The organism is Faecalibaculum rodentium, from assembly GCF_001564455.1.
GTDB lineage: Bacteria > Bacillota_I > Bacilli_A > Erysipelotrichales > Erysipelotrichaceae > Faecalibaculum > Faecalibaculum rodentium.
This window is the reverse complement of record NZ_CP011391.1, coordinates 2,143,209-2,164,199: the sequence shown is the minus strand read 5'-3', so window position 1 is coordinate 2,164,199 and position 20,991 is coordinate 2,143,209. Positions and strand designations below refer to the sequence as shown.

Below are 20,991 nucleotides of genomic sequence, written 5' to 3'. Positions count from 1 at the left end.
ATGGAACCATGACACTGAGCGAAAAAATCGCAGCCCTGGAATCCCGCATCGGCATAAACCGCCCTCCAGGACAGCTGCGAAAGCTGATGGAGCAGCATATTCCGGAAACTCTGAAAATCCCCGCCATCCAGGTCGCCGGCACCAACGGCAAAGGCAGCACCGTGACCTGGATGTCACTGCTGGCGGACAGACCTGTCATCGGCACCTTTACCTCACCCCATATGTTCAGTCATTTCGAACGCATGGCTGTCAACCATCAGCCAATCCCGGCAGACAAATGGGAAGAGATTTACGACCGCTGGCTGCCGCTGTTTGAAGAACAGGACTTCACAATGTTCGAAGCCGACCTCTGGATGGCCATGGTCTGGTTTGCGGAAAACCGCGTGGATCTCATGCTGATGGAGACAGGTCTTGGCGGTGAGCGGGATGCGACGACCGCACTGGACTACCTGGCGACGGGAATCACCAACATCGGCCGGGACCATATGCAGTATCTGGGCAACACTTTGGAAGAAATCGCAAAAGCCAAAGCCGGCATCTTCAAACCCGGCATTCCCGCACTCACCGCAGAACAGGATCCGGCACTTTTTGAAATTCTTTCCCGCGAAGCGGCCCAGGCCGGAACTCTTCTGACCAAAGTTCCGGCTCTTTCGCTGCCCGAGGACTTTCCAAAGTACCAGGAAGCCAACCTGGGACTGGCAGCAGCGCTGCTGACGGCAGCGAACATTCCTGTGAAACCGCTGGAACAGGCAGAAAAGAACTTCTTCTGGCCAGGACGGATGCAGGTTGTCAGCCAGGATCCCCTCCAGGTCGTGGACGGCGCCCACAATCCCGAAGGCATCGAAGCTCTTTGCCGGTCTCTGCCCGGGGTGGACCGGATTTTCTTCTCAGTGCTGGCGGACAAACAGGCACCGGAGATGATTAGAAGGCTGCTGGAGACGGGAAAAGCCGTGACTCTGGTCCGTTTTGACACCCGGAGGCTGGCGGATCTGGAAGAACTGTCGGCGCAGTTCGGCCTGGACCTGGTTTCCCTGGAGGAATCCCTGTCATCAGACAAACCGGCACTGTACTGCGGTTCGCTGAAATTTGCTGCTGCTGTATTAAAAGGGAAACACTATGACAAGCATGAATTTTGATGACATCCAGGATCTGGAACAGGCATTTCAGTCAGGAAACCTGCCGCCGCTGCTGGTTCTTCCGGGCAGCATTCCGGTGCTGGTCTCAGCGCCGCACGCTGTGACACACTGGCGGGATGGCAGGGAAAAAAACGCGGATCTGTACACCGGGGCCCTGGCTTTGTGGCTGCATGCACAAACCGGATGTGCCGTACTGGCGGCAGGACAGTCCCGCAATGCAGACGGAAACCACGATCCGGCATCCATCAGCCCTTACAAACAGGAACTCGCGCGGATCCTGCAGGATGACCCGGTGAAAGTGGTGCTGGATCTTCATGGCGCAAAAGCCTCGCAGCCCTTTGATGTGGAACTGGGTACCGGCCCGGGGTGGGAAGGGAAAAGCCCGCTGGTGCAGAAAGCCCGTCTGTGTTTTCTGACTCAGGGTTTCAACCCGGAGAAGATCTGGAGCGACCGGCTGTTTTCGGCGGCGAAAACCGAAACCGTGACCCGGTTCTGTATCCGGGACCTGAAGGTGCCGGCCCTGCAGCTGGAAATCAACCGGAAATACCGGGATCCGGACAACCCGGAAAACCTGGCCATGCTGCTGAATGCCCTGAAAGACCTGGTGATTTCCTGTGCCTGAGATGCTGCGGTTTGCTGACGGTGTGATGGTCCCTGTGATGCCGGCAGACGGAAAGATGGAGACCGGTGCAGACGCAAGCCAGGAGACCGAAGCTTCAAATGGTGCCGAAGCTGTCAAAGGATCCGGATCTTCCTCTGAAACTCTGTTTCACGAGGACGTTTTACCGGAAGCGGCTCTGGCGGCTGACTGGCTGCAGGCCTGGTGTGACTGGAAAAAGAAACCCGTGAAGGTGACAGCCACAAGGCAGGGAGTGATCCTGGATCCCATGGACCGGGAGTGCCTGACAGCACTGGAGAACATACCTTACGATACACGCTACCGGGTCTGCCGCCTGGGCCGGGCAGTCAGGCACAAGCCGCAGGACCGGGTCGTGACGCCGGATTTTCCCCCTTTTTCCCGGCTGCAGGCTGTGGGACCCCAGGGAGCGCAGGCCACACTGTGGACCAACCCGGCTGCAGGGAGTGAAAAACCGGAAACAGGCGAGATCCTGCTGACCAACCGCCTGATCCGCACGCTGTATGGAAGGGAGTGGATCGAAGGCACGGAAGAAACCCCGGGGCTGGAAGGAGCGCCTTTGCTGGTGGGCGCGGATTTTGAAGAAAACTACGACCTGGGCTTGCCCAAGGCCGATCAGATCAGCCGGGTGTATTTTTCCTCCTTGCTGTACCAGGATCTGGAACCGGAAGCGGCGGACAGTGATTTCTGGCTGTACAACCCACTGACAGATACCCGGATGTACCTGCCATTTGAAGGCAGCGACTATCAGGACCATGGCCGGGTGGTGAAAAACGGAAAATCCGCCCGGAAAGTCATGGTTCCCCGGTACTACCGCATCCTGATGGGCTGGGCCAGTTATCCTGTGGCGCGGATCCGCAAGGAAAGCTATGTCCGGCTGCTGGAGGAAATGACCCCAGAACAGCGGGACTTGATGACGCAGACCTATCATCCGGTGGAATCGGAGATGTTCTATGACCTGGATGCGGCACTGGATCCCGAATCCCGGCTGTATCAGGACCTGGCGGTTTTGCAGACACAGTCGCCTCTGTTTCATCGCGCGGAGATCCTGCGCAGGCCCCGGCGAATGATCCGCCGGCCGTTGCCGGCAAAGCTCTGGAACCGGCTGCTGGAACACATGATCGGGACTGCTGAATTCGACCTGAAAGTCACCTGGACGCAGGACACGGATGACCGCAACAGCATCGCCAGGCTGAACCCGGACATGATGACCCTTCTGGGCGTGGGGGAAAATGACAAGATCATCATCCGGTACGGACGTGACAGCCTTTCGCTGCGGGTCCTGAACTGCGAAACCGTGGATTCCGGTCAGATCGGTCTTCCGGCTCCCGCGAGGCTGAAACTGGGCATGAATTCCGTCAATGATGTGGTCACGGTCGGAAGAAACATGAATCATATCCTGTCCAAGTACTCCCAGGTGCAGGCAATGACGATCCTGGGTACCCTGCTGGCGGTTTCCGAGGTGCTCCCGGATGTCTGGACCTCGCTGGCGGTCTCCGCCCTGGCAGCGCCGGTGCTGGTGTACTTTGTGCTGCGGGAAGAAAGGGAAAAGGTACGGTGATGAAACGGCAGGAAGAAAACCGGGGACCGGCTGTGGATATGCAGGGGAATCAGGAACCGGTGCCGGATATGACCTGTGAACAGGCGGTGGACTATATTTACGCCTCCTGGCAGAAAGCCGATCCGGACAGACAGTGGGATGTGCCGGATTCCCGGAAGCGCCATCCGGAACTGACGGCATCCTGGCTCTCGAAACCTGTTTCCGTTCCGACCGCCCTGGTCACCGGATCCAAGGGCAAAGGCTCCACCGCCAGGATGCTGGCGGCTCTTCTGGAAAAACAGGGTCCCTGCGGCCTGCTGACCAGTCCTCACATTCTGGATTTCCGGGAACGTATCCGGCTGGGCGGCTCCATGATCGGCTGCAGGGATTTCAGCCGTCTGGTGGGCGAAGCGAAAGCCTGTCTGGATACAGTGGCTGTCCCGTCAGGGCAGTTCATCAGCCCCATTGGCAGCCAGGCCATGACTGCCCGGTTGTATTTTGAGGAAAACCATGCCGCGTTCCAGGTCTTTGAATGCGGCAAGGGTGTGCAGTTCGATGATGTGGGCAGCATCCCCCATGAGACAGCCCTGGTGACGCCGGTTTTCAAGGAACACCTGCGTGAACTCGGGGGCAGTCTGGAAGCCATCGCCCGGGACAAGGCGCATATCCTTCAGCCAGGGACCCGGACCCTGGTCATGGCCCGTCAGGATCAGGCGGTGCGCAAAATCTTCCGTGACAGAGCCCAAAGTCTCGGGGTGCGCGTGCTGGAATATGGCCGGGATTTCAGGGCATCGAATCTGCAGCGGACCGAAGACGGGATCCGCTTTGATGTCCATACCCCGGACAATGAATACCGGGATGTGCTGCTGCCCACCCTGGCGGCATTCCAGGCAGAAAACTGTGCCCTGGCGCTGGCGGCTTCGGAAGTGATGACAGGAAAACCCTCCGATCCGGCTCTGCTGAAGTCACTGGATTTTGCGGGTCGTCAGGAAGTGCTGCGCCGCTCGCCGCTCTGGCTGCTGGATGCCTGCATCAACCGGGAATCTGCGTGTCAGCTGGCGGACTCCCTCAGGGCACTGAATGTGAAGGATGCCCTTCTGGTTCTGGCTGTGCCGGATGACAAGGATCCTGCCGGCACTGCCCGCATCCTGGCTCCCTTTGCCGGGGAAATCCGGATCTGTCCCGTGACCTCCGGTCATTACCGGATCACCGAAGACCAGTGCCGGGTCCTCTGGAATCTGGGGGTTCCTGTGAACTGGTGTCCCTCGATGGACGCCGCCCTGGCAGACAGGCTGTGGGAAACAGTTTGTGCCCGGGATCCAGCCAGGCAGGACCGTCCGGTGATCCTGGCCGGCACCACGGCTTTTGTCAGCGATGTCTATCGGTGGATGCAGAAACAGCGCAGGCCTGCTGACAGCGTCAATGGGCGGGGATTTCCTGCAGGATCCCGATGATGGACTGCATTCGAATCACTGCATGCCACACAAGATACGGTGCCCCCTGTCATCTGCTGAAGATGGCGGGGCTTTTATCGTGTGCCCGGCATGGCATACATCCAGGTGGTGAAAGTCCACTATGGGAGCGTATCATCGCAACCGCTAACCATTAGCTCAAGGCAAGGGGCTCACTGGTAACAGGAGTTCTGAAAGAAGCCCGGCGGCAAAGTTCCGGCCTGAGGAACACGAACCGCATATAAGGCCACAGACGGAGACGAGCGTGCGAAACAGCGCAAAGTCGTAATAGTTGCGGATGACTGTCTGGGGTAAATGCGGCAGGTATATGGAATGAAAGATGTATGACCTTACCCGGGGAGGTCCTGCCAGCGAGAGGAATCATCAAACCATGATGACCCCCTTCCCGCAGTAATAACGAATGGCAGGAAGTCAGCCGAGGCCATAGTAGCGAAGAAGTCCCTGTAATGGGGATGGAGTGAAGGGCCGAACGTACAATTTACTGCAAATATCAGGAATGCGTCCTGCACAACAAACCGATAAAGGACAAACCCAGAGAGCCCCTGAAGATGAGTAAGGAAGGGCAGTGCAGGAACACGTGAAAGAAAGGAGCAGCCATGAACCAGACCAGACTGATACAGCCGGAAGACCTGAGCACACAGGAAATCTTCTCCATGGAGAACCTGACCAATGCGTGCAGACAGGTACGGCGAAACAATGGAGCTGCAGGGGTAGATGGAGTCAAAGCCAGAGAACTTCCTGCCTGCCCCGGAGAGTATTGGGAGCGACTGCGGGAACAGATACTGGGCCGCAGTTATAAACCACTGCCAGCCAAAAGGACCGATATCCCGAAACCGGATGGGAGCCTGCGGGGGCTCAATGTCCCGGCTGCCAGAGATAGAGTCATACAGGCCTGTCTGGCAAACTATCTGGATTACAGGAAGGACTTCGAGATGAGCAACAGCTCATACGGGTTCAGGAAGAACAGGAGATGTGAACAGGCGATACTGAAAGGCCTTGAGTTCATGAACGACGGGTATGACTGGATCGTCGACATCGACCTGAGGAAATTCTTCGACACGGTGGACCAGGACAGACTGATACGACTGATAGACAACCTGTTCCATAACAGGGACGTCACGTCGCTGACAAGGAAGTTCGTCAGAGCGGGAGTCATGATAGACGGAAGGCTTGTCAGGACAGAAAGAGGCATCCCGCAGGGAGGGCCGCTTTCGCCGGTACTGGCCAACATCTATCTGGACCAGGCAGACAAGGAACTGGAAAGCAGAGGGCTGAGATTCACGAGATACGCAGACGATATGCTCATCTATGTGAAATCGGAAGCCGCCGCCAACAGAGTGATGAAGTCATTCAGCAACTATCTTGAAAAGAAGCTGAAGCTGGAAGTGAATGCTTCAAAATCGAAAGTGGCCAGACCGGATGAAGTGAAATATCTGGGGTTTGGCTTCAAAAGGAACAAAAGGGAATGGAAGGCGATACCGCATGAGAAGTCCATTCATGAGTTCGAGCAGAAGATAATGAAGCTGACAAAACGGAACTGGAGCGTATCTCTTGAGGAGAGGATTGAAAAAATCAATCAGGTCATCAGGGGATGGAGCAATTATTTCAGGTGTGCATGGCTGTATAAAGAAACGGTGCGCAAACTGGACAGCAAGCTCCGGAGAAGAATCAGGGCCATCATCTGGAAGCAGTGGAAAAGCATCAGGAAAAAAGAAGAGAGCCTCATCAAACTGGGATGTCCCAGAGACAAGGCTCACTCATATGCGTGTGCACGACAGGGATATGTCCGTTGTGCAATCACATTCCTGAACAAGTATATCAGAAATATACACCTGAAAAAGAAAGGCCTTCTATCCATGGAGGAATACTTCGATACGGTGGCAGTAAGGTTCATGAAAACATTTGTACGAACCGCCCAGTGCCGAACGGCACGCTGGGTGGTGTGAGAGGGTCAGATGACACCTACTCGATTGTCTTCGATCCGGCAGCAAAGGGATGAACCGGCGGGCTGTGGCAATCAAGAAAGACGCCTGAAACATTGGGTGAAACTTTCTGAAAACGGGTTTGGTCATTCCTTTCATTTGGTGTAGAATGAACATACATTGTCTGAAGGGAAAGGAAGGGATATGAATGCTGCTTAGTGGTGCGGATATTGTAATTGAAACTCTGATTGAGCAGGGAACAAAGACTGTGTTTGGATACCCGGGCGGACAGGTCATCAATCTGTATGATGCCCTGTACAAGCGGGAAGACCGCATCCATCACGTGCTGACAGCCCACGAACAGGGTGCCTGTCATGCCGCGGACGGCTATGCCAGAGCCACGGGGGATGTGGGCGTGGTCATTGCCACTTCCGGCCCCGGTGCGACAAACCTTGTAACCGGCATCGCCACGGCGTACCTGGATTCCACGCCGCTGGTGGCCATCACCGGGAACGTGCCCAATGCTCTGATCGGCCGGGACAGTTTCCAGGAAGTGGACATCACCGGTGTAACGCTGCCGGTCACCAAACACAATTTTTTCGTCAAGGACTATACAGAGCTGGCGGACACCATCCGGAAAGCCTTCCGGATCGCAAAATCCGGAAGGCCCGGTCCGGTGCTGGTGGACATCCCCAAGGATGTGCAGGTCCAGATGCAGGAATATGAACCGGTACCGGTGGTGGAAAAGGAAGCACAGCGACCGGTCAAGCTCAGAAAAATCCAGGCAGCGGCGGACATGATTGCCGAAGCCGTCTCTCCTTATATTTATATAGGCGGCGGTGTCATCACCGCAGATGCCTCGGAGGAAGTCCTGGCACTGGCGGAAAAAATCGATGCACCCATCGGTTCCACGCTGATGGGCCTGTCTGCCATCGACAACGACAACGAACGGTTCCTGGGCATGGTGGGCATGCACGGACATTATCCGGCCTCCGTGGGACAGGATGAAGCGGATCTCATCATTGCCATCGGAGCCCGGTTCTCGGACCGTGCCACCGGCGATGTCAGCAAATATGCAAAAGGCGCCCGCATCATTCACATGGACATCGACCGGGCGGAAATCGACAAGAACATATCCTCCGATCTGGGGATTGGCGGGGACCTGAAGGAGGCCCTGACAGCGCTCATCGAAGCAGTTAAGCCAGCCCGTCATCCCGCGTGGAACGCCCGCCTGGATGCCCTGCGGGTGATTGGCGAGGAACAGCTGGAAGCCACGCTGGATCCAAAGGAGCTCACACCCCATTCCCTGATCTGGGAAGTCGCCCGTCATACGGAGGCCGACACCCCGGTGGTCACGGATGTGGGACAGCACCAGATGTGGACAGCCCAGTACTATCCCTTCCACAAGCGCCGGACCTTTATCACCTCCGGCGGTCTGGGAACCATGGGATTCGGCATGGGCGCCGCCATCGGAGCTGCCCAGGCCACAGGAAAGAAAACGGTGCTCTTTACCGGTGACGGTTCCTTCGGCATGAACCTGAATGAACTGGCCACCGCCGTAAGTCAGAACACCCCGCTGGTGATCGTGATCATGAACAACAATGTGCTGGGCATGGTCAGGCAGTGGCAGAATCTGTTCTTCGACAAACACTATTCCCAGACCACCCTGAACCGGCAGACGGATTTCGTGAAGCTGGCTGAAGCCTTCGGTGCCAGAGGACTGAGAATCATGAACCGGCAGGAACTGGGACCGGTCATGGCCGAAGCATTTGCCCACACAGGACCGGTGGTGGTGGATGTGGCCATTGATCCGGATGCATTCGTTCTTCCGATGCTGCCCCCCGGGGGCTCCTTTGACGACATCATCACGGAGGTCTAAGCATGGAGCAGATGGAACACTTTGAAATTGCGATCCTGGTGGAAAACGAATCCGGCGCCCTGTCCAGAATTTCGGGGATGTTCACCCGCCGGGGATTCAACATTCATTCCCTGACCGTCGGGGAAACAGAAGACCCGTGTTTCTCCCGCATGACCATCAGTGCGGAGGGAGACGAAACCACCCGCCGGCAGATCGTGAAACAGCTGGCCAAGCTGTACAACGTGAAGGAAATCAAAATCATGGAACGGGATGCATCCGTGAAGCGGGAGCTGGCACTGATCAAACTGAAAAACTCGCCGGCAACCCGCTCCGATATCCTGTCGGCAGTGGATATCTACCGCTCGAAAATCATTGATCTTTCCCCCAACACACTGTGTGTGGAAATCACCGGGGAAACCTCGAAAATTGATGCATTCATTGAAATCGTGAAGCCATACGGCATTCTTGAAATGTGCCGGACGGGGGTGGTGGCGCTGGAACGCGGCTGTCACTATCTGAGGCGTGAAAATACAGAAGACAGCAAAGAAGGAGAGTAAAGACATGTCAAAAATCTATTACCAGCAGGACTGTGACCTGAACAAGCTGAACGGAAAGAAAGTCGCCATCATTGGCTATGGCTCCCAGGGTCATGCTCATGCCCTGAACCTGAAGGACTCCGGTGTGGACGTGGTTGTCGGTCTGTATGAAGGATCGAAGTCCGCCGACAAGGCCCGTGAACAGGGTCTGGAAGTCATGAGCGTTGCGGATGCCACAAAAGCGGCAGATGTCATCATGGTGCTGATTCCCGATGAAAAGCAGAAAGCAGTCTATGAATCTGAAATCAAGCCGAACCTGACAGCCGGCAAGACACTGGCGTTTGCCCACGGCTTCAACATCCACTTCGGTCTGATCCAGCCTCCGAAGGATGTCAATGTGATCATGATCGCGCCCAAGGGCCCTGGCCACACGGTGCGTTCCGAATATGAAGCGGAAAAAGGTGTTCCCTGCCTGATTGCCGTGGAAAACGACGCCACAGGCGATGCCCTGGACCTGGGTCTGGCCTATGCAGCCGGTATCGGCGGCAGCCGTGCAGGTGTGCTGGAAACCACATTCCGGACAGAAACCGAAACCGACCTGTTCGGCGAACAGGCAGTCCTGTGCGGCGGTGTGGTTGCGCTGATGCAGGCAGGATTCGAGACACTGTGCGAAGCCGGCTATGACCCCATCAACGCCTACTTCGAGTGCATCCACGAAATGAAGCTGATCGTGGACCTGATCTATCAGTCGGGCTTTGCGGGCATGCGCTACTCCATTTCCAACACAGCAGAGTACGGAGACTACATCACCGGTGAGAAGATCATCACCGATGAGACGAAGAAGTCCATGAGGAAGATCCTGAAGGACATCCAGGACGGCACCTTTGCGAAGGACTTCCTGGTGGAAATGTCCGATGCGGGCAACCAGGCACACTTCCGTGCCCTGCGCAAGCTGGCTGCGGAGCACCCGTCGGAGAAAGTCGGCGAAGAAGTGCGTGCGCTGTACAGCTGGAGCGACGAAGACAAACTGATCAACAACTGATCTGACATTCCCCGGAACGCAAACGGGGTTTGCGCTCTCCCAGGACCGCAGATCCGGGCATTCTGACCCGATTTCAAAAGCTCTGATACGGACCCTGTAATCAGGAGAGGACGCCGGGATGAATCAACCGCAATAAGGACAGTGCTTCACTGTCCTTATTGCCATATACAGAACCAGACAGAGCCGGTTCCGGCAGGGAACAGCTCTGACCCTGGCTGACAGAAAGTGACGATGGTAAGCGATATGAAAAGTGACAATATGAAAACCGGGCAGGAGAAGGCACCCCAGCGCAGCCTTCTGCATGCCCTGGGCATGACGGAAGAGGAAATGCGGCGGCCCCTGGTGGGCATCGTGTCTTCCTGGAATGAAATCGTGCCGGGGCACATGAACCTGGACAAAATCACCGATGCGGTGAAAATGGGCGTCGCGATGGCAGGCGGCACTCCGGTGGTGTTCCCGGCCATTGCGGTCTGTGACGGCATTGCCATGGGACATGAGGGCATGAAGTATTCCCTGGTGACCCGGGACCTGATTGCCGACAGCACGGAAGCCATGGCCCTGGCCCATGCCTTTGATGCCCTGGTCATGGTGCCCAACTGCGATAAAAATGTCCCCGGTCTGCTCATGGCTGCAGCACGTCTGAACCTGCCGACAATCTTTGTCTCCGGGGGGCCGATGTTAGCGGGACGCATTGACGGCCACAAGACCTCCCTGTCCAGCATGTTCGAAGCCGTGGGCAAATACAAAGCCGGCAAGATCGACGAGACAAAGCTGAAGGAATATGAGCTGAACACCTGCCCGTCCTGTGGTTCCTGCTCCGGGATGTATACTGCGAACTCCCACAACTGTCTGACGGAAGTGCTGGGCATGGGCCTGGCGGGCAACGGCACGATCCCCGCGGTGTACTCTTCCAGGATCGAGCTGGCCAAACATGCAGGCATGCAGATCATGGATCTGATTGAAAAGGACATCCGTCCGCTGGATATCATGACGGAAGCTGCGTTCCGCAACGCCCTGACGGCGGACATGGCACTGGGATGCAGCACGAACTCCATGCTGCACCTGCCGGCGATCGCTCATGAATGCGGCGTGGACATCAACCTGGATCTGGCGAATGAGATTTCGGCCGTGACCCCGAACCTGTGTCACCTGGCCCCGGCCGGTCCCACCTATATGGAAGACCTGAACGCGGCAGGCGGGGTGTATGCGGTGCTCAACGAGCTCGATCAGCTGGGTCTGCTGGATACCAGTGTGATGACAGTCACCGGAAAAACCATGAAGGAAAACCTGCAGGGGCACGAAAACCTGAATCCGGAGGTCATCCGCAAGCCGGAGAACGCCTATTCAAAAACCGGGGGCATTGCGGTGCTCCGGGGCAATCTGGCGCCGGATGGCTGCGTGGTGAAGCAGAGTGCCGTGGCGCCGGAAATGCTGGTGCATGAAGGACCCGCCAAGGTGTTTGACAGCGAGGAAGAGGCCATTGCCGGCATTTTCGGAGGCAAAATCGAAGCCGGCGATGTGATCGTGATCCGCTATGAAGGGCCTGCAGGCGGCCCGGGCATGCGGGAAATGCTGTCTCCGACCTCTGCCATTGCCGGCATGGGACTGGACAAGGAAGTGGCACTGATCACAGACGGCCGCTTCTCCGGCGCCACCCGCGGGGCATCCATTGGCCATGTATCGCCGGAAGCCGTGCACGGAGGACTGATTGCCTATGTGAAGGACGGGGACCGGATCGCAATCGACATCCCGAACCACACCATCGAACTGCTGGTGCCTGAAGCCGAGATCGAACAGCGGAAGCAGGAAATGCCCATCAAAAAGAAAGAAAACGTGAAGGGCTACCTGAAGCGGTATGCATCCATGGTATCCAGCGCGGACAAAGGCGCCGTGATCAACCGCTGATGACGCCGCGGGACTATTACGGCTGGACCCGGTGCTTCGCCCTGTTCCGGGGACTTGAAGAGGATCCGGTGATCCATGCATTTTATGAACTGCTGAAGGACCCCACACCGGAGAGCTATGCACTGTTTGTGCATGAGCTCTATGAAACGGGAAACACAAACTGGACCCGGTATTTCCGGGAACAGGTCCTCTCGCTGGAAACCGGCTGTGTGAAACTGGCAAGCCGCCAGAAGATGATTCCGGCGGTGATGCTCTCGGCTGCCAAGACGGAGCTCTATGCTCTGTCGGAAATGGCGCTGCTCTCTCCGGGTTTTTTTGACATCTATGGCTACAAAGCCGGGTATACCGTGGAAGACGAGTGCAGTCTGTACCCCCTGTGGCTGGAGCGTGTGTCTTCCGTCAGCCGCCATGGGTTCGGGGCCTTTGCAAAATGGCACATGTTCCGGCTGGAGGCGGATGACAGAACGGATGCCGGGTACCGGCTGCTGCCTGTGACAAACCCCGATCCGGTGAAGCTGTCAGATCTGGTGGGCTACAAGCGCCAGCAGCAGGAAGTGCTGGACAACACACAGGCCCTGGCCAATGGTGCAAAGGCTGCCAATATCCTGCTGTATGGTGATGCCGGGACCGGCAAATCGGCGACGGTGAAGGCCGTGGCCAACGAGCTGCGGGATGAAGGAATCCGGCTGATCGAGCTGAACAAAAGCAGTCTGCACCTGCTGCCGGGTCTGCTGGATGAACTGGCGGGGCAGCCGCTGAAGTTCATTCTGTTCATAGACGACCTGAGTTTCCGCGAAAACGATGATGACTTTGCCGCACTGAAAGCTGTCCTGGAGGGCAGTGCCAGCACGAGAAGCCGCAATACGGTGATTTACGCCACGAGCAATCGCCGGCACATTGTCAAGGAAACCTTCCAGGCGCGGGAGGGCGACGAAATCCACCGGCAGGATACGATGCAGGAAACGGTGTCTCTCTCCGAACGGTTCGGGCTGCGGGTATACTTCGAAAAACCGGACAAGGCGCTGTATCTGCAGATCGTGGATTCTCTCGCAAAGCGGGAGGGGATCCGGGAAAAGGACCTGGTCAAGCTGGCAGAACAGTTCGCCCTGCGAAAAGCCGGCCGCAGTGCCCGGGCTGCCAGGCAGCTGGTGGATCAGCTCGCTGCAAAGGACAAGGGAGGAGAAACGGAATGCTGACACTGGACAAAGTCTATCATGCACGGTATGTGCTGCGGGATGTGGCCCGTCAGACGGACCTGATCCTGGCACCGAAGATCGCGCCGGGACGGGAGGTGTTCCTGAAAACCGAGAACCTTCAGAACACCGGGTCCTTCAAGCTGCGGGGTGCCTATTACAAGATCTCCCAGCTGACGGACGAGGAACGAAAGCATGGGGTGGTGGCCTGTAGCGCGGGCAATCATGCACAGGGGGTTGCGCTGGCTGCCACAGCCAACGGCATTCCCTCCATCATCTGCCTGCCGGACGGGGCTCCCATTTCCAAAGTCGAAGCCACCAAGGCCTATGGCGCCACGGTGAAGCTGGTGCCCGGGGTCTATGATGATGCCTACGAGGAAGCGCTGCGCCTGGCACAGGAGGAAGGATACACATTCGTGCATCCCTTCAACGATGAACTCGTGATTGCCGGGCAGGGAACCATTGGCCTGGAGATTCTGGACCAGATCCAGGACGCGGATGCAGTGGTTGTGCCCATTGGCGGTGGCGGCCTGGCGTCCGGCATCGCCTTTGCAGTGAAGTCGCTGCGTCCGGACATCAAAGTCTATGGCGTGCAGGCAGAGGGGGCCGCGAGCATGGCGGCCAGCCTGGAGGAAGAACGGGTCGTCTGTCTGGAGGAAGTGACCACTGTGGCAGACGGCATCAAGGTCAAGGAGCCGGGAGACAACACCTTCGCCCTGTGCCGGGACTATCTGGATGGCATTGTGACGGTCAACGACGATGAAATCGCCGCGGCGATTCTGGCGCTGATCGAGCAGCAGAAGCTGATCGCGGAAGGAGCCGGGGCAGTGTCCGTGGCGGCGGTGATGTTTGACAAGCTGCCGCAGGACTTGAAGAAAATCGTGTGCGTGGTTTCCGGGGGAAACATCGATGTGACGATTCTCTCGAAGATCATCGAACGGGGTCTCATGACCAGCGGCCGAAGCGATGTGCTGGCCATTGAGCTGGAGGACAAGCCCGGGCAGCTGTCGGCTGTATCCGGAATCCTTGGCGAGCTCGGGGCCAATGTGCAGACGGTTGCCTATGAAAAGGCCAGCGAGGGCTCCAGCATCACAGCCTGTGTGCTGCGGATCAGCGTGGAAACCCGTGACCGGGCCCACATCCGGGAAGTCCGGCAGGGACTCGCGGATGCCGGTTTCCGGGTGCTGGACTGAGAAAAGCACCGGCAGAACATCACGGATCGGGAAGCAAAGCAGATCCGGAAAGGAAGATATCATGGAAAAGATTCATACAGACCAGGCACCGGCAGCGATCGGTCCCTACTCCCAGGCGGTGGCCTGTCACGGGGTGCTGTACACCAGCGGACAGATCCCTATCATTCCGGAAACCGGCAAAATCAAAGAAGGCTGCATCCGCTGCCAGACGAAACAGGTCATGAAAAACCTGCAGGCTGTGCTGGAAGCAGCCGGGACGGATTTCACGAAGGTGATCAAATCCACCTGTTTTCTGGCGGATATCAATGATTTTGCGGCGTTCAACGAGGTATACGGCGAGTTCATCACAGACAAGCCGGCGCGCAGCTGTGTGGCAGTCAAAGATCTGCCCAAAGGCGTGAAGGTGGAAGTGGAACTGATCGCGGACCTGGACTGAGTCTGTGCATCAGGGGATGTTCAGACCATTCGGACAACCCGTTTATGCCGTGATCTGAAAACAGAAAGGACCTTTGATTTCCTGTGGCAGGCATGTCGGACAGGAATCAGAGGTCCTTTTTCATTTGGGGCAACGGGGAGTCTGCAGACTGGGTTCCAGACAGCAAAAAAGCAGGTGGTGTTCCTGCTTATCGGGTCCGGGCCTTGTCGTAGTGACTGGTGACATTTTTCAGCTGTCCGAGGTTTTCGTCCAGGAACTCGTAGGTGAGCTTGGTATTGGACTGATCCACCCGGAGCAGTTCATCAATGATGGCGTTCACGTCCGAGACAGTCCGCCGGGAACTTTCCACGTAACCGTCCAGCACTTCCTGGCGTGTCGGGGAAGGCGGATTGGAATCACCGAACAGATTCACGGCATTGGTGGCTTTCTCCAGGTTTTTCCGGCAGGCCTTCCGGGCTGCATCGATCTGAGACAGGTACTTGTCCTTGGAGATGCTGCTGTCCTGGAAGAAGTCGTCCAGGAAAGCATCCAGCTGTGTGAACTGCCGTTCCAGCTGGGAAGCGGAGCGCTCCAGTTCCGCGAGGGTCCGGGTATACGCCGGGTGAATGGCGGGTGGTGTCGGGATTTTCGGCTTTGGCTCTACATGCGGCGTGGCTTCCACATCGATGTAGTCCTTCATTTTTGCAGTCTTGCGCCGTCTTTTCCGGAGCTTGTCCAGGTAGTCGGCCAGAGACATGGTCAGGATCAGGAAAATCAGACTCAGTATGAAGGGCCCCTCACTGCAGCTTTCCAGGAACAGCGCCACGCCTGCGACCCGCAGGATGATGGCAAACACATGCAGAGACTGCTCTGAAAGTCCCTTCAGCTGACTGTCCACTTTGTCCACAAACGTTTCTCTTCTGTTGTCCATCCCCAATAGTCCTCCATTTTCTGAAAATGCTTTCTGAAACTCATTCTAGCATAGTCCCTGTTCACATTTCTTCAAGATTTGTCGAACCGGCCCGCCCGGCGGATAGGGCGCTGAAAAACAGATCGGGACCAGACGGGTCTCCAGGAACAGCCATTCAGGCTTCATTCCATGTACAGGATCACATCCTGGCTGGCCAGGGACTGTTTCATGTCAATGATCCTCTGGTTGGAGCTGCCCCGGAATTTCAGGGAAATGTCATATAAATTCTGCACAAAGGGTCCATCCACCAGGATATCCAGCAGGGACAGGAAGCGGTCGGTCCAGGGCCCATGCCGCCGGCCGCCATCCAGCAGGTCCTGGTCCAGAATGTAGCCGGTAAAGGCCCAGATGTCCTTGTCCGGATACCGCGCTTTCACTTCTTCCAGAAACGGCACGAGATCTGCCTGGTTTTCCGGCTCAAAGGGATCACCGCCAAGAAGGGTGAGTCCCTGGATGTAGGCATGATCCAGTGCCTGGAAGATCTGGTCCCTGGCAGCCTGGTCAAAGGGCTGTCCGTAGCCAAAATCCCAGGTCTGGGGCTGGAAGCAGTTGAAACAGTGGTTGCGGCACCCGGATACAAACAGCGTTACCCGGACACCTTCGCCATTGGCGATGTCATAGGTTTTGATTTCTCCGTAATTCATGCCCCCATCATAACAGACAGGCGACAATCCGCGGACATCATCTGTACAATCCCGGCAGGTCACCCGCACTCAAAAGAGGATTGACAGCAATGTTCTACTGTACTAGTGTAGTAGTACAGTAGAGAGGAGGCAGGGGATGGAGTTTGACAATCAGCGCCCGATCTGGCTGCAGATCGTGGAGCATATCCGCCAGGGCATCATCGCCGGTACATGGGGAGAAGGGGAAAAGCTCCCCTCTGTGCGGGAATGGGCTCTGGAACTGCAGGTCAATCCCAACACCATGGTGAAGGCTCTGGCGCAGCTGGAGAGAGAAGGCCTGATCACCACGCGGCGCGGAGCCGGCAAATATGTTGCGGCCGACTCCAGACTTCTGACAGAAAGAGCCCGGGATGAAGCCCGGGAAGTGACGGACCGCTATCTCAGCCAGATGAAACAGCTGGGATATACGAAGGAAGACATCGCAGCCCTGCTGCGCAAGAAAGGCATCAGTATATGAAAATCGAATGCAGAGACCTGGTCAAGACCTATAAAACAGTGCAGGCCATGGATGGACTCACGCTCACGGTCCCCGAGGGGCAGATCCTCGGGCTCCTGGGCAAAAACGGACAGGGGAAATCCACGCTGATCAAAACCCTGGCAGGCGTCATCCGTCCCGATTCCGGGACAGTCATCCTGGATGGACAGATACCCGGCACTGCCACAAAGGCCAGGGTTTCCTGGCTGCCGGAACTCTCCGGACTGGACCTGTCCTGGTCAGTCCGGCACACTCTGAACTTCTGGCAGGATTTCTTTCTGGATTTCAATCGCAGCAGAGCCGATGAGATGCTGAAGCAGCTGAACCTGGTTCCGGGTATGCGGCTTCGGGAAATGTCCAAGGGCATGCGGGAAAAACTGCAGCTGGTGTTGGTCATGGCGCGGGATGCCGACCTGTATCTGCTGGATGAACCGATGGCCGGGGTGGATCCCGTCACCAGGGAGGAAATCCTGGACACGATTCTGACGGGATACCGTCCGGGAAGCACCATGATTCTGTCCACTCATCTGGTGTCTGACGTGGAACGGATCCTGGACAGGGTGGCGTTCATTGACCAGGGACAGGTGATCCTGGAAGAAGATGCGGACGAACTCCGGCAGCGGACAGGCACCAGCATTTCCGAGGCATTCAAGAGGAGGATGCGTGCATGAAACTTCTGAAGTATGAGCTGGCAAAACTGGCCAGACCACTGCTGCCGCTGTACGCGGCCAGCCTTATACTGGCCGGCTGCAGCCGGCTGCTGCTGAATTCCGGTTCCGGTGTCATGATGACACTCGGCGGATACGCTTCGTTTGTGACAGTTCTGGTTGTGGCAGCGGCGGTGATTGTCACTGTCCTCGCCAGCTGGCTGAGCTTTTACCGAAACAACTTCAAGCCCGAATCATATGTGATGCACAGTCTGCCGGTCGCAGACAGCCGCATCTGGATGTCCTTCATCCTGTGTGGCCTGCTCTTCATCACCCTGTCTGTTGCCACCGCGATTCTTTCGATCCGCATTCTCGCGCCGCAGGTCATCATGGACAACATCCAGGCCCTGATCGGACAGAATCCCGAGATTGGTCACATGCTGATCTGGGTGATGATTCTGGCGGCGGAATTCCAGATGATCCTGGACTGGATCTGCGGCATGACAGGCATGGCTCTGGGTCTGAAGCGTCACGGGTCGAGACTGGGGATGTCCGTACTATGGGGCGTGCTGCTGTATGTGACGGTCATCGTGATCCAGGTGCTGCTGGCACTGATGGTGGCGGGACCGGACGGCATGGTATCCCAGGATACCATGGAGCTTTCGGTGTTTATGACCATGATGAAGACCCTGGTGGCCGGCTATGGCATGATGGACCTGCTGCTGATCCTGCTCGGCGGCTTTGTCTACAGCCGTGGATTTGACCTGGAATAGATATTGGAAAGCAGGGAGGCAGCCATGGACTGTTTCCGGATGCAGGCCTGGAAGATGCAGAAAAAGACGGATATATCAAAAAATACAGAAAAATCAGAATTCAATGAAATCTTAAGACACTTTTTGTCACAAATGTGACATACTGATACCGGATTCCTGGTGAATCCCGACGGAAAGGATTGATTGTGAGCCATGATCGATATTCAGAATGCTACAAAGACCTACGGTGACAAAACCGCTGTGTCGGATTTTACTGCCCATGTGGAGTCGGGCAAAATCACGGGGTTCATCGGACCCAACGGAGCGGGCAAAACCACCCTCATCCGCATGATCACCGGGGTGCTCAAGCCCGATGCGGGGTCTGTCACGCTGGATGGAAAGAACATCCAGACACAGCCGCTGGAGGCGAAGCGCACCTTCGGATTCGTGCCTGATTCTCCCGACCTGCTGCTTCGGCTGACCGGACGGGAATATGCAGACTTTATGGCGGATGTCTATAAGGTCAGTCTCGAAGAACGCAGGGAGCGTCTGGAAAAACTGGCGGCTGAATTCGAAATGACAGACGCGCTGGATACCCGGATGTCGGATTACTCCCATGGCATGCGGCAGAAAGCCATCATCATCGGGGCATTGATGTCCGACCCGGATATCTGGATCCTGGATGAGCCCATGACGGGCCTGGACCCCGGGGCCGCCTGGATCCTCAAGCAGAAAATGAAGGAACACGCCTCCAGGGGCAAAACGGTATTCTTCTCCACACACGTGCTGGAAGTGGCGGAAAAGCTCTGCGACCGCATCCTGCTCATCAACCAGGGAAAACTGAAGTATGACGGCACCCTCGAGCAGCTGCAGGAACAGTATGCGGACAAAACACTGGAGGAAATCTTCCTGGAGGTCACCGGTCGTGTCTGAAGCCTGGCTGCTGTTCAAGGTGCTGTTCAAAAACAGCATGACGCTGGACCTGAAGACGAAGAAGGGCAGGCGCGGCGTGGTGCTCATGGTCGTACTGGCCCTGTGCTTTGTCCCGACCCTGGGCATGCTGTATATGTCCTTCCTGGATGCCTTCCGTCAGGGAATGCTGGATACACTCATGATGGAAGCAGGCATGCTGATTCCCTGTGCGTTGACAGCGGTCATGGCCCTGATGGTCGTGCCCACGGTCTTCTATTTCTCCAGGGACACAGACCTGCTGCTTCCGCTGCCTGTCACGGCAGACTCCATCGTCCTGGCAAAAACCGGCATGATCCTCACAAGCCAGGTACTGGTGGGCACCGTCATGGCACTCCCCATCTTTGCGGCGTACTGGACGGTGCATCCGGATATCCTGAAGATCCTGGTCTCGCTGCTAGTTCTGGTGACCCTGCCGCTGCTGCCGGTGTTTGTCCTTGGACTGGTCATGATGGTCCTCATGTATGTGGTGCCTGCCCTTCGAAACAAGGACCGCTTCAATCTGGTGTTCGGGATCCTGACACTGATCGTGGCGGTGGGCATTTCCACCCTGAGTTCCAGCTTCGGGGCCAATCCGGACATGATGGCAGAACTGATGAGCAATCCGGAGGATCTGGCACTGATCAACTATGTCTTCCCGCAGATTGCCTGGGCAGCCCGTTCCGTCACGACCCTGGGCATCTCTGACCTGTGCCTTTATCTGGGTGTGACGCTGCTGGGCCTGGCACTGTTCATGTTCACGGCCCGGAAGCTGTTTCTGCCGGCTGTCACGAACATGGGCAGCACGACCCGGAAAGCCAGAAGCAGGGGAATCGAGAAGGAGCATCCGGCGTGGCTGGCCTGCCTGCTGGTGGAGAACCGAATGCTGCTGCGGACCCCTGCCTGGTTCATGAACTGCCTGCTGCCGTCTTTCCTGATCGTGATCATTTTCTCCGCCGTATTCCTGATCCAGGGAGTGCCTGCCCTGCTGGCAGACATTGACCTGCCGGATCTCACGCCCTGGATGCCGGCCATTGGCATTATGACGGGACTCTTTGTGGGGTCCATGAGCATGATCACCTCCACCACTTTTTCCAGGGAAGGACAGAATCTGTGGCGCATGAAGGTGATTCCCGTGTCCATGCGCACCCAGATCCTCAGCCGGGGGCTGCTGGGCTTTCTGTGGTCGTCGGCAGGCTGCGAACTCTTCATTCTCGTGGGAGCGTGGCTGCTGAAGGCGGATCTGCTGGATGTCCTGCTCATGAGTGCAGGGTCCCTGGTGACCAATGTATTTGTCAATGGCCTGGGGCTGCTGACAGATGGCTGGCATCCGCACCTGATCTGGGACGATGACACAGGGGCTGTGAAGAACAACTTTACGGCAATGATTGAAATGTTTGTCTCCTGGGTCGTCATTCTCCTGGCGGTCCTCCCGCTGATCCTGTTTGGATGGGCCGAACACATTTTCTGGTATTCGGCAGCCTGGATTGGCATCTTCGCACTCATTGATCTCTGGATGATCCTGAAAGGGCCGGCAGTGGTGGCCAGGTTCCTGGAAAACCAGATCTGAGGTCTCTGCAGTCTGCGCGCAGTCTGTTTCCGTCCGGAAGCAGCTGCGCTTTTTTTCGTTGAGTCCAATGGTACAGCCGGATCGCAGGGGGCCCTGG

19 protein-coding genes are annotated in these 20,991 nt (G+C 56.9%); 17 read left to right on the top strand and 2 right to left on the bottom strand.

The genetic code is table 11. The features are described 5' to 3' along the window. The first annotated feature begins 8 nt into the window (after positions 1–8). The 12 genes from aalo17_RS10560 (at position 9) to aalo17_RS10505 (ending at position 14,870) form a co-directional block, all read left to right on the top strand. Positions 9–1,136 carry a bifunctional folylpolyglutamate synthase/dihydrofolate synthase gene (locus aalo17_RS10560; RefSeq protein ID WP_067559270.1) on the top strand — a complete coding sequence of 376 codons (1,128 nt, stop codon included), beginning with the start codon at positions 9–11 and terminating at the stop codon, positions 1,134–1,136. Then, positions 1,117–1,758, top strand: a complete 642-nt coding sequence (locus aalo17_RS10555; RefSeq protein ID WP_067559267.1) for a hypothetical protein — start codon at positions 1,117–1,119, stop codon at positions 1,756–1,758. Before aalo17_RS10560 ends, aalo17_RS10555 begins: the two co-directional genes overlap by 20 nt. Beyond that, entirely contained in the window at positions 1,751–3,334 is a 1,584-nt protein-coding gene (locus tag aalo17_RS10550) for a hypothetical protein (protein WP_145907666.1), read from the top strand. Before aalo17_RS10555 ends, aalo17_RS10550 begins: the two co-directional genes overlap by 8 nt. Further along, on the top strand, positions 3,334–4,767 hold the full coding sequence (locus aalo17_RS10545; protein ID WP_067559262.1) for a bifunctional folylpolyglutamate synthase/dihydrofolate synthase: 1,434 nt from the start codon (positions 3,334–3,336) through the stop codon (positions 4,765–4,767). The genes aalo17_RS10550 and aalo17_RS10545 overlap by 1 nt, the downstream gene beginning before the upstream one ends. A 614-nt stretch (positions 4,768–5,381) precedes the next feature. Beyond that, positions 5,382–6,731: a group II intron reverse transcriptase/maturase gene (gene ltrA, locus aalo17_RS10540; protein ID WP_067553967.1), complete on the top strand. Its 1,350-nt coding sequence runs from the start codon at positions 5,382–5,384 to the stop codon at positions 6,729–6,731. A 184-nt stretch (positions 6,732–6,915) separates the two neighbouring features. Beyond that, entirely contained in the window at positions 6,916–8,586 is a 1,671-nt protein-coding gene (gene ilvB / locus aalo17_RS10535; protein WP_067559260.1) for a biosynthetic-type acetolactate synthase large subunit, read from the top strand. A gap of 2 nt (positions 8,587–8,588) precedes the next feature. Continuing rightward, positions 8,589–9,122 (top strand): acetolactate synthase small subunit, encoded by a 534-nt coding sequence (gene ilvN, locus aalo17_RS10530; RefSeq protein WP_236940474.1) that lies wholly within the window; start codon positions 8,589–8,591, stop codon positions 9,120–9,122. Between the two features lie 4 nt (positions 9,123–9,126). After that, positions 9,127–10,143: a ketol-acid reductoisomerase gene (gene ilvC / locus aalo17_RS10525; RefSeq protein WP_067559258.1), complete on the top strand. Its 1,017-nt coding sequence runs from the start codon at positions 9,127–9,129 to the stop codon at positions 10,141–10,143. A gap of 243 nt (positions 10,144–10,386) precedes the next feature. Continuing rightward, the gene (gene ilvD / locus aalo17_RS10520) at positions 10,387–12,048 is read left to right on the top strand and encodes a dihydroxy-acid dehydratase (RefSeq protein WP_067560243.1); all 1,662 of its coding nucleotides are present in this window, start codon (positions 10,387–10,389) and stop codon (positions 12,046–12,048) included. Beyond that, positions 12,048–13,244, top strand: coding sequence for an ATP-binding protein (locus tag aalo17_RS10515; protein ID WP_067559253.1), 1,197 nt, complete (start codon positions 12,048–12,050; stop codon positions 13,242–13,244). Before ilvD ends, aalo17_RS10515 begins: the two co-directional genes overlap by 1 nt. Beyond that, a complete protein-coding gene (ilvA, locus tag aalo17_RS10510) occupies positions 13,238–14,434 on the top strand; it encodes a threonine ammonia-lyase (protein WP_067559250.1) in 1,197 nt (398 codons plus the stop codon). Before aalo17_RS10515 ends, ilvA begins: the two co-directional genes overlap by 7 nt. 61 nt (positions 14,435–14,495) lie before the next feature. Continuing rightward, the gene (locus tag aalo17_RS10505; RefSeq protein WP_067560241.1) at positions 14,496–14,870 is read left to right on the top strand and encodes a RidA family protein; all 375 of its coding nucleotides are present in this window, start codon (positions 14,496–14,498) and stop codon (positions 14,868–14,870) included. A 187-nt stretch (positions 14,871–15,057) separates the two neighbouring features. On the opposite strand, the gene aalo17_RS10500 is transcribed toward aalo17_RS10505, so the two are convergent. Both aalo17_RS10500 and nrdG read right to left on the bottom strand, forming a co-directional pair. Next, positions 15,058–15,780, bottom strand: a complete 723-nt coding sequence (locus tag aalo17_RS10500) for a hypothetical protein (protein ID WP_067559247.1) — start codon at positions 15,778–15,780, stop codon at positions 15,058–15,060. A gap of 161 nt (positions 15,781–15,941) precedes the next feature. Further along, complete coding sequence (gene nrdG, locus aalo17_RS10495) at positions 15,942–16,463, bottom strand: anaerobic ribonucleoside-triphosphate reductase activating protein (protein ID WP_067559243.1); 522 nt, start codon at positions 16,461–16,463, stop codon at positions 15,942–15,944. Positions 16,464–16,599: 136 nt separating this feature from the next. Here nrdG and aalo17_RS10490 point away from each other — a divergent pair, with 136 nt between their 5' ends. The 5 genes from aalo17_RS10490 to aalo17_RS10470 all read left to right on the top strand — a co-directional run bounded on the left by aalo17_RS10490 (position 16,600) and on the right by aalo17_RS10470 (position 20,894). Beyond that, positions 16,600–16,959, top strand: a complete 360-nt coding sequence (locus tag aalo17_RS10490) for a GntR family transcriptional regulator (RefSeq protein WP_067559241.1) — start codon at positions 16,600–16,602, stop codon at positions 16,957–16,959. After that, positions 16,956–17,648, top strand: a complete 693-nt coding sequence (locus aalo17_RS10485; protein WP_067559239.1) for an ABC transporter ATP-binding protein — start codon at positions 16,956–16,958, stop codon at positions 17,646–17,648. Before aalo17_RS10490 ends, aalo17_RS10485 begins: the two co-directional genes overlap by 4 nt. Then, the gene (locus aalo17_RS10480; RefSeq protein WP_067559236.1) at positions 17,645–18,397 is read left to right on the top strand and encodes a hypothetical protein; all 753 of its coding nucleotides are present in this window, start codon (positions 17,645–17,647) and stop codon (positions 18,395–18,397) included. Before aalo17_RS10485 ends, aalo17_RS10480 begins: the two co-directional genes overlap by 4 nt. A gap of 192 nt (positions 18,398–18,589) precedes the next feature. Continuing rightward, positions 18,590–19,309: an ABC transporter ATP-binding protein gene (locus aalo17_RS10475; protein WP_067559233.1), complete on the top strand. Its 720-nt coding sequence runs from the start codon at positions 18,590–18,592 to the stop codon at positions 19,307–19,309. After that, positions 19,302–20,894 carry a putative ABC transporter permease subunit gene (locus tag aalo17_RS10470; RefSeq protein ID WP_067559231.1) on the top strand — a complete coding sequence of 531 codons (1,593 nt, stop codon included), beginning with the start codon at positions 19,302–19,304 and terminating at the stop codon, positions 20,892–20,894. Before aalo17_RS10475 ends, aalo17_RS10470 begins: the two co-directional genes overlap by 8 nt. Positions 20,895–20,991 lie beyond the last annotated feature (97 nt).

Bases quoted from the DNA above. Each gene is read 5' to 3' on its own strand.
- aalo17_RS10560 (WP_067559270.1), top strand. From the start codon at position 9: ATGACACTGAGCGAAAAAATCGCAGCCCTGGAATCCCGCATCGGCATA.
- aalo17_RS10555 (WP_067559267.1), top strand. From the start codon at position 1,117: ATGACAAGCATGAATTTTGATGACATCCAGGATCTGGAACAGGCATTT.
- aalo17_RS10545 (WP_067559262.1), top strand. From the start codon at position 3,334: ATGAAACGGCAGGAAGAAAACCGGGGACCGGCTGTGGATATGCAGGGG.
- ltrA (WP_067553967.1), top strand. From the start codon at position 5,382: ATGAACCAGACCAGACTGATACAGCCGGAAGACCTGAGCACACAGGAA.
- ilvB (WP_067559260.1), top strand. From the start codon at position 6,916: ATGCTGCTTAGTGGTGCGGATATTGTAATTGAAACTCTGATTGAGCAG.
- ilvN (WP_236940474.1), top strand. From the start codon at position 8,589: ATGGAGCAGATGGAACACTTTGAAATTGCGATCCTGGTGGAAAACGAA.
- ilvC (WP_067559258.1), top strand. From the start codon at position 9,127: ATGTCAAAAATCTATTACCAGCAGGACTGTGACCTGAACAAGCTGAAC.
- ilvD (WP_067560243.1), top strand. From the start codon at position 10,387: ATGAAAAGTGACAATATGAAAACCGGGCAGGAGAAGGCACCCCAGCGC.
- aalo17_RS10515 (WP_067559253.1), top strand. From the start codon at position 12,048: ATGACGCCGCGGGACTATTACGGCTGGACCCGGTGCTTCGCCCTGTTC.
- ilvA (WP_067559250.1), top strand. From the start codon at position 13,238: ATGCTGACACTGGACAAAGTCTATCATGCACGGTATGTGCTGCGGGAT.
- aalo17_RS10505 (WP_067560241.1), top strand. From the start codon at position 14,496: ATGGAAAAGATTCATACAGACCAGGCACCGGCAGCGATCGGTCCCTAC.
- aalo17_RS10500 (WP_067559247.1), bottom strand. From the start codon at position 15,780: ATGGACAACAGAAGAGAAACGTTTGTGGACAAAGTGGACAGTCAGCTG.
- nrdG (WP_067559243.1), bottom strand. From the start codon at position 16,463: ATGAATTACGGAGAAATCAAAACCTATGACATCGCCAATGGCGAAGGT.
- aalo17_RS10490 (WP_067559241.1), top strand. From the start codon at position 16,600: ATGGAGTTTGACAATCAGCGCCCGATCTGGCTGCAGATCGTGGAGCAT.
- aalo17_RS10485 (WP_067559239.1), top strand. From the start codon at position 16,956: ATGAAAATCGAATGCAGAGACCTGGTCAAGACCTATAAAACAGTGCAG.
- aalo17_RS10480 (WP_067559236.1), top strand. From the start codon at position 17,645: ATGAAACTTCTGAAGTATGAGCTGGCAAAACTGGCCAGACCACTGCTG.
- aalo17_RS10475 (WP_067559233.1), top strand. From the start codon at position 18,590: ATGATCGATATTCAGAATGCTACAAAGACCTACGGTGACAAAACCGCT.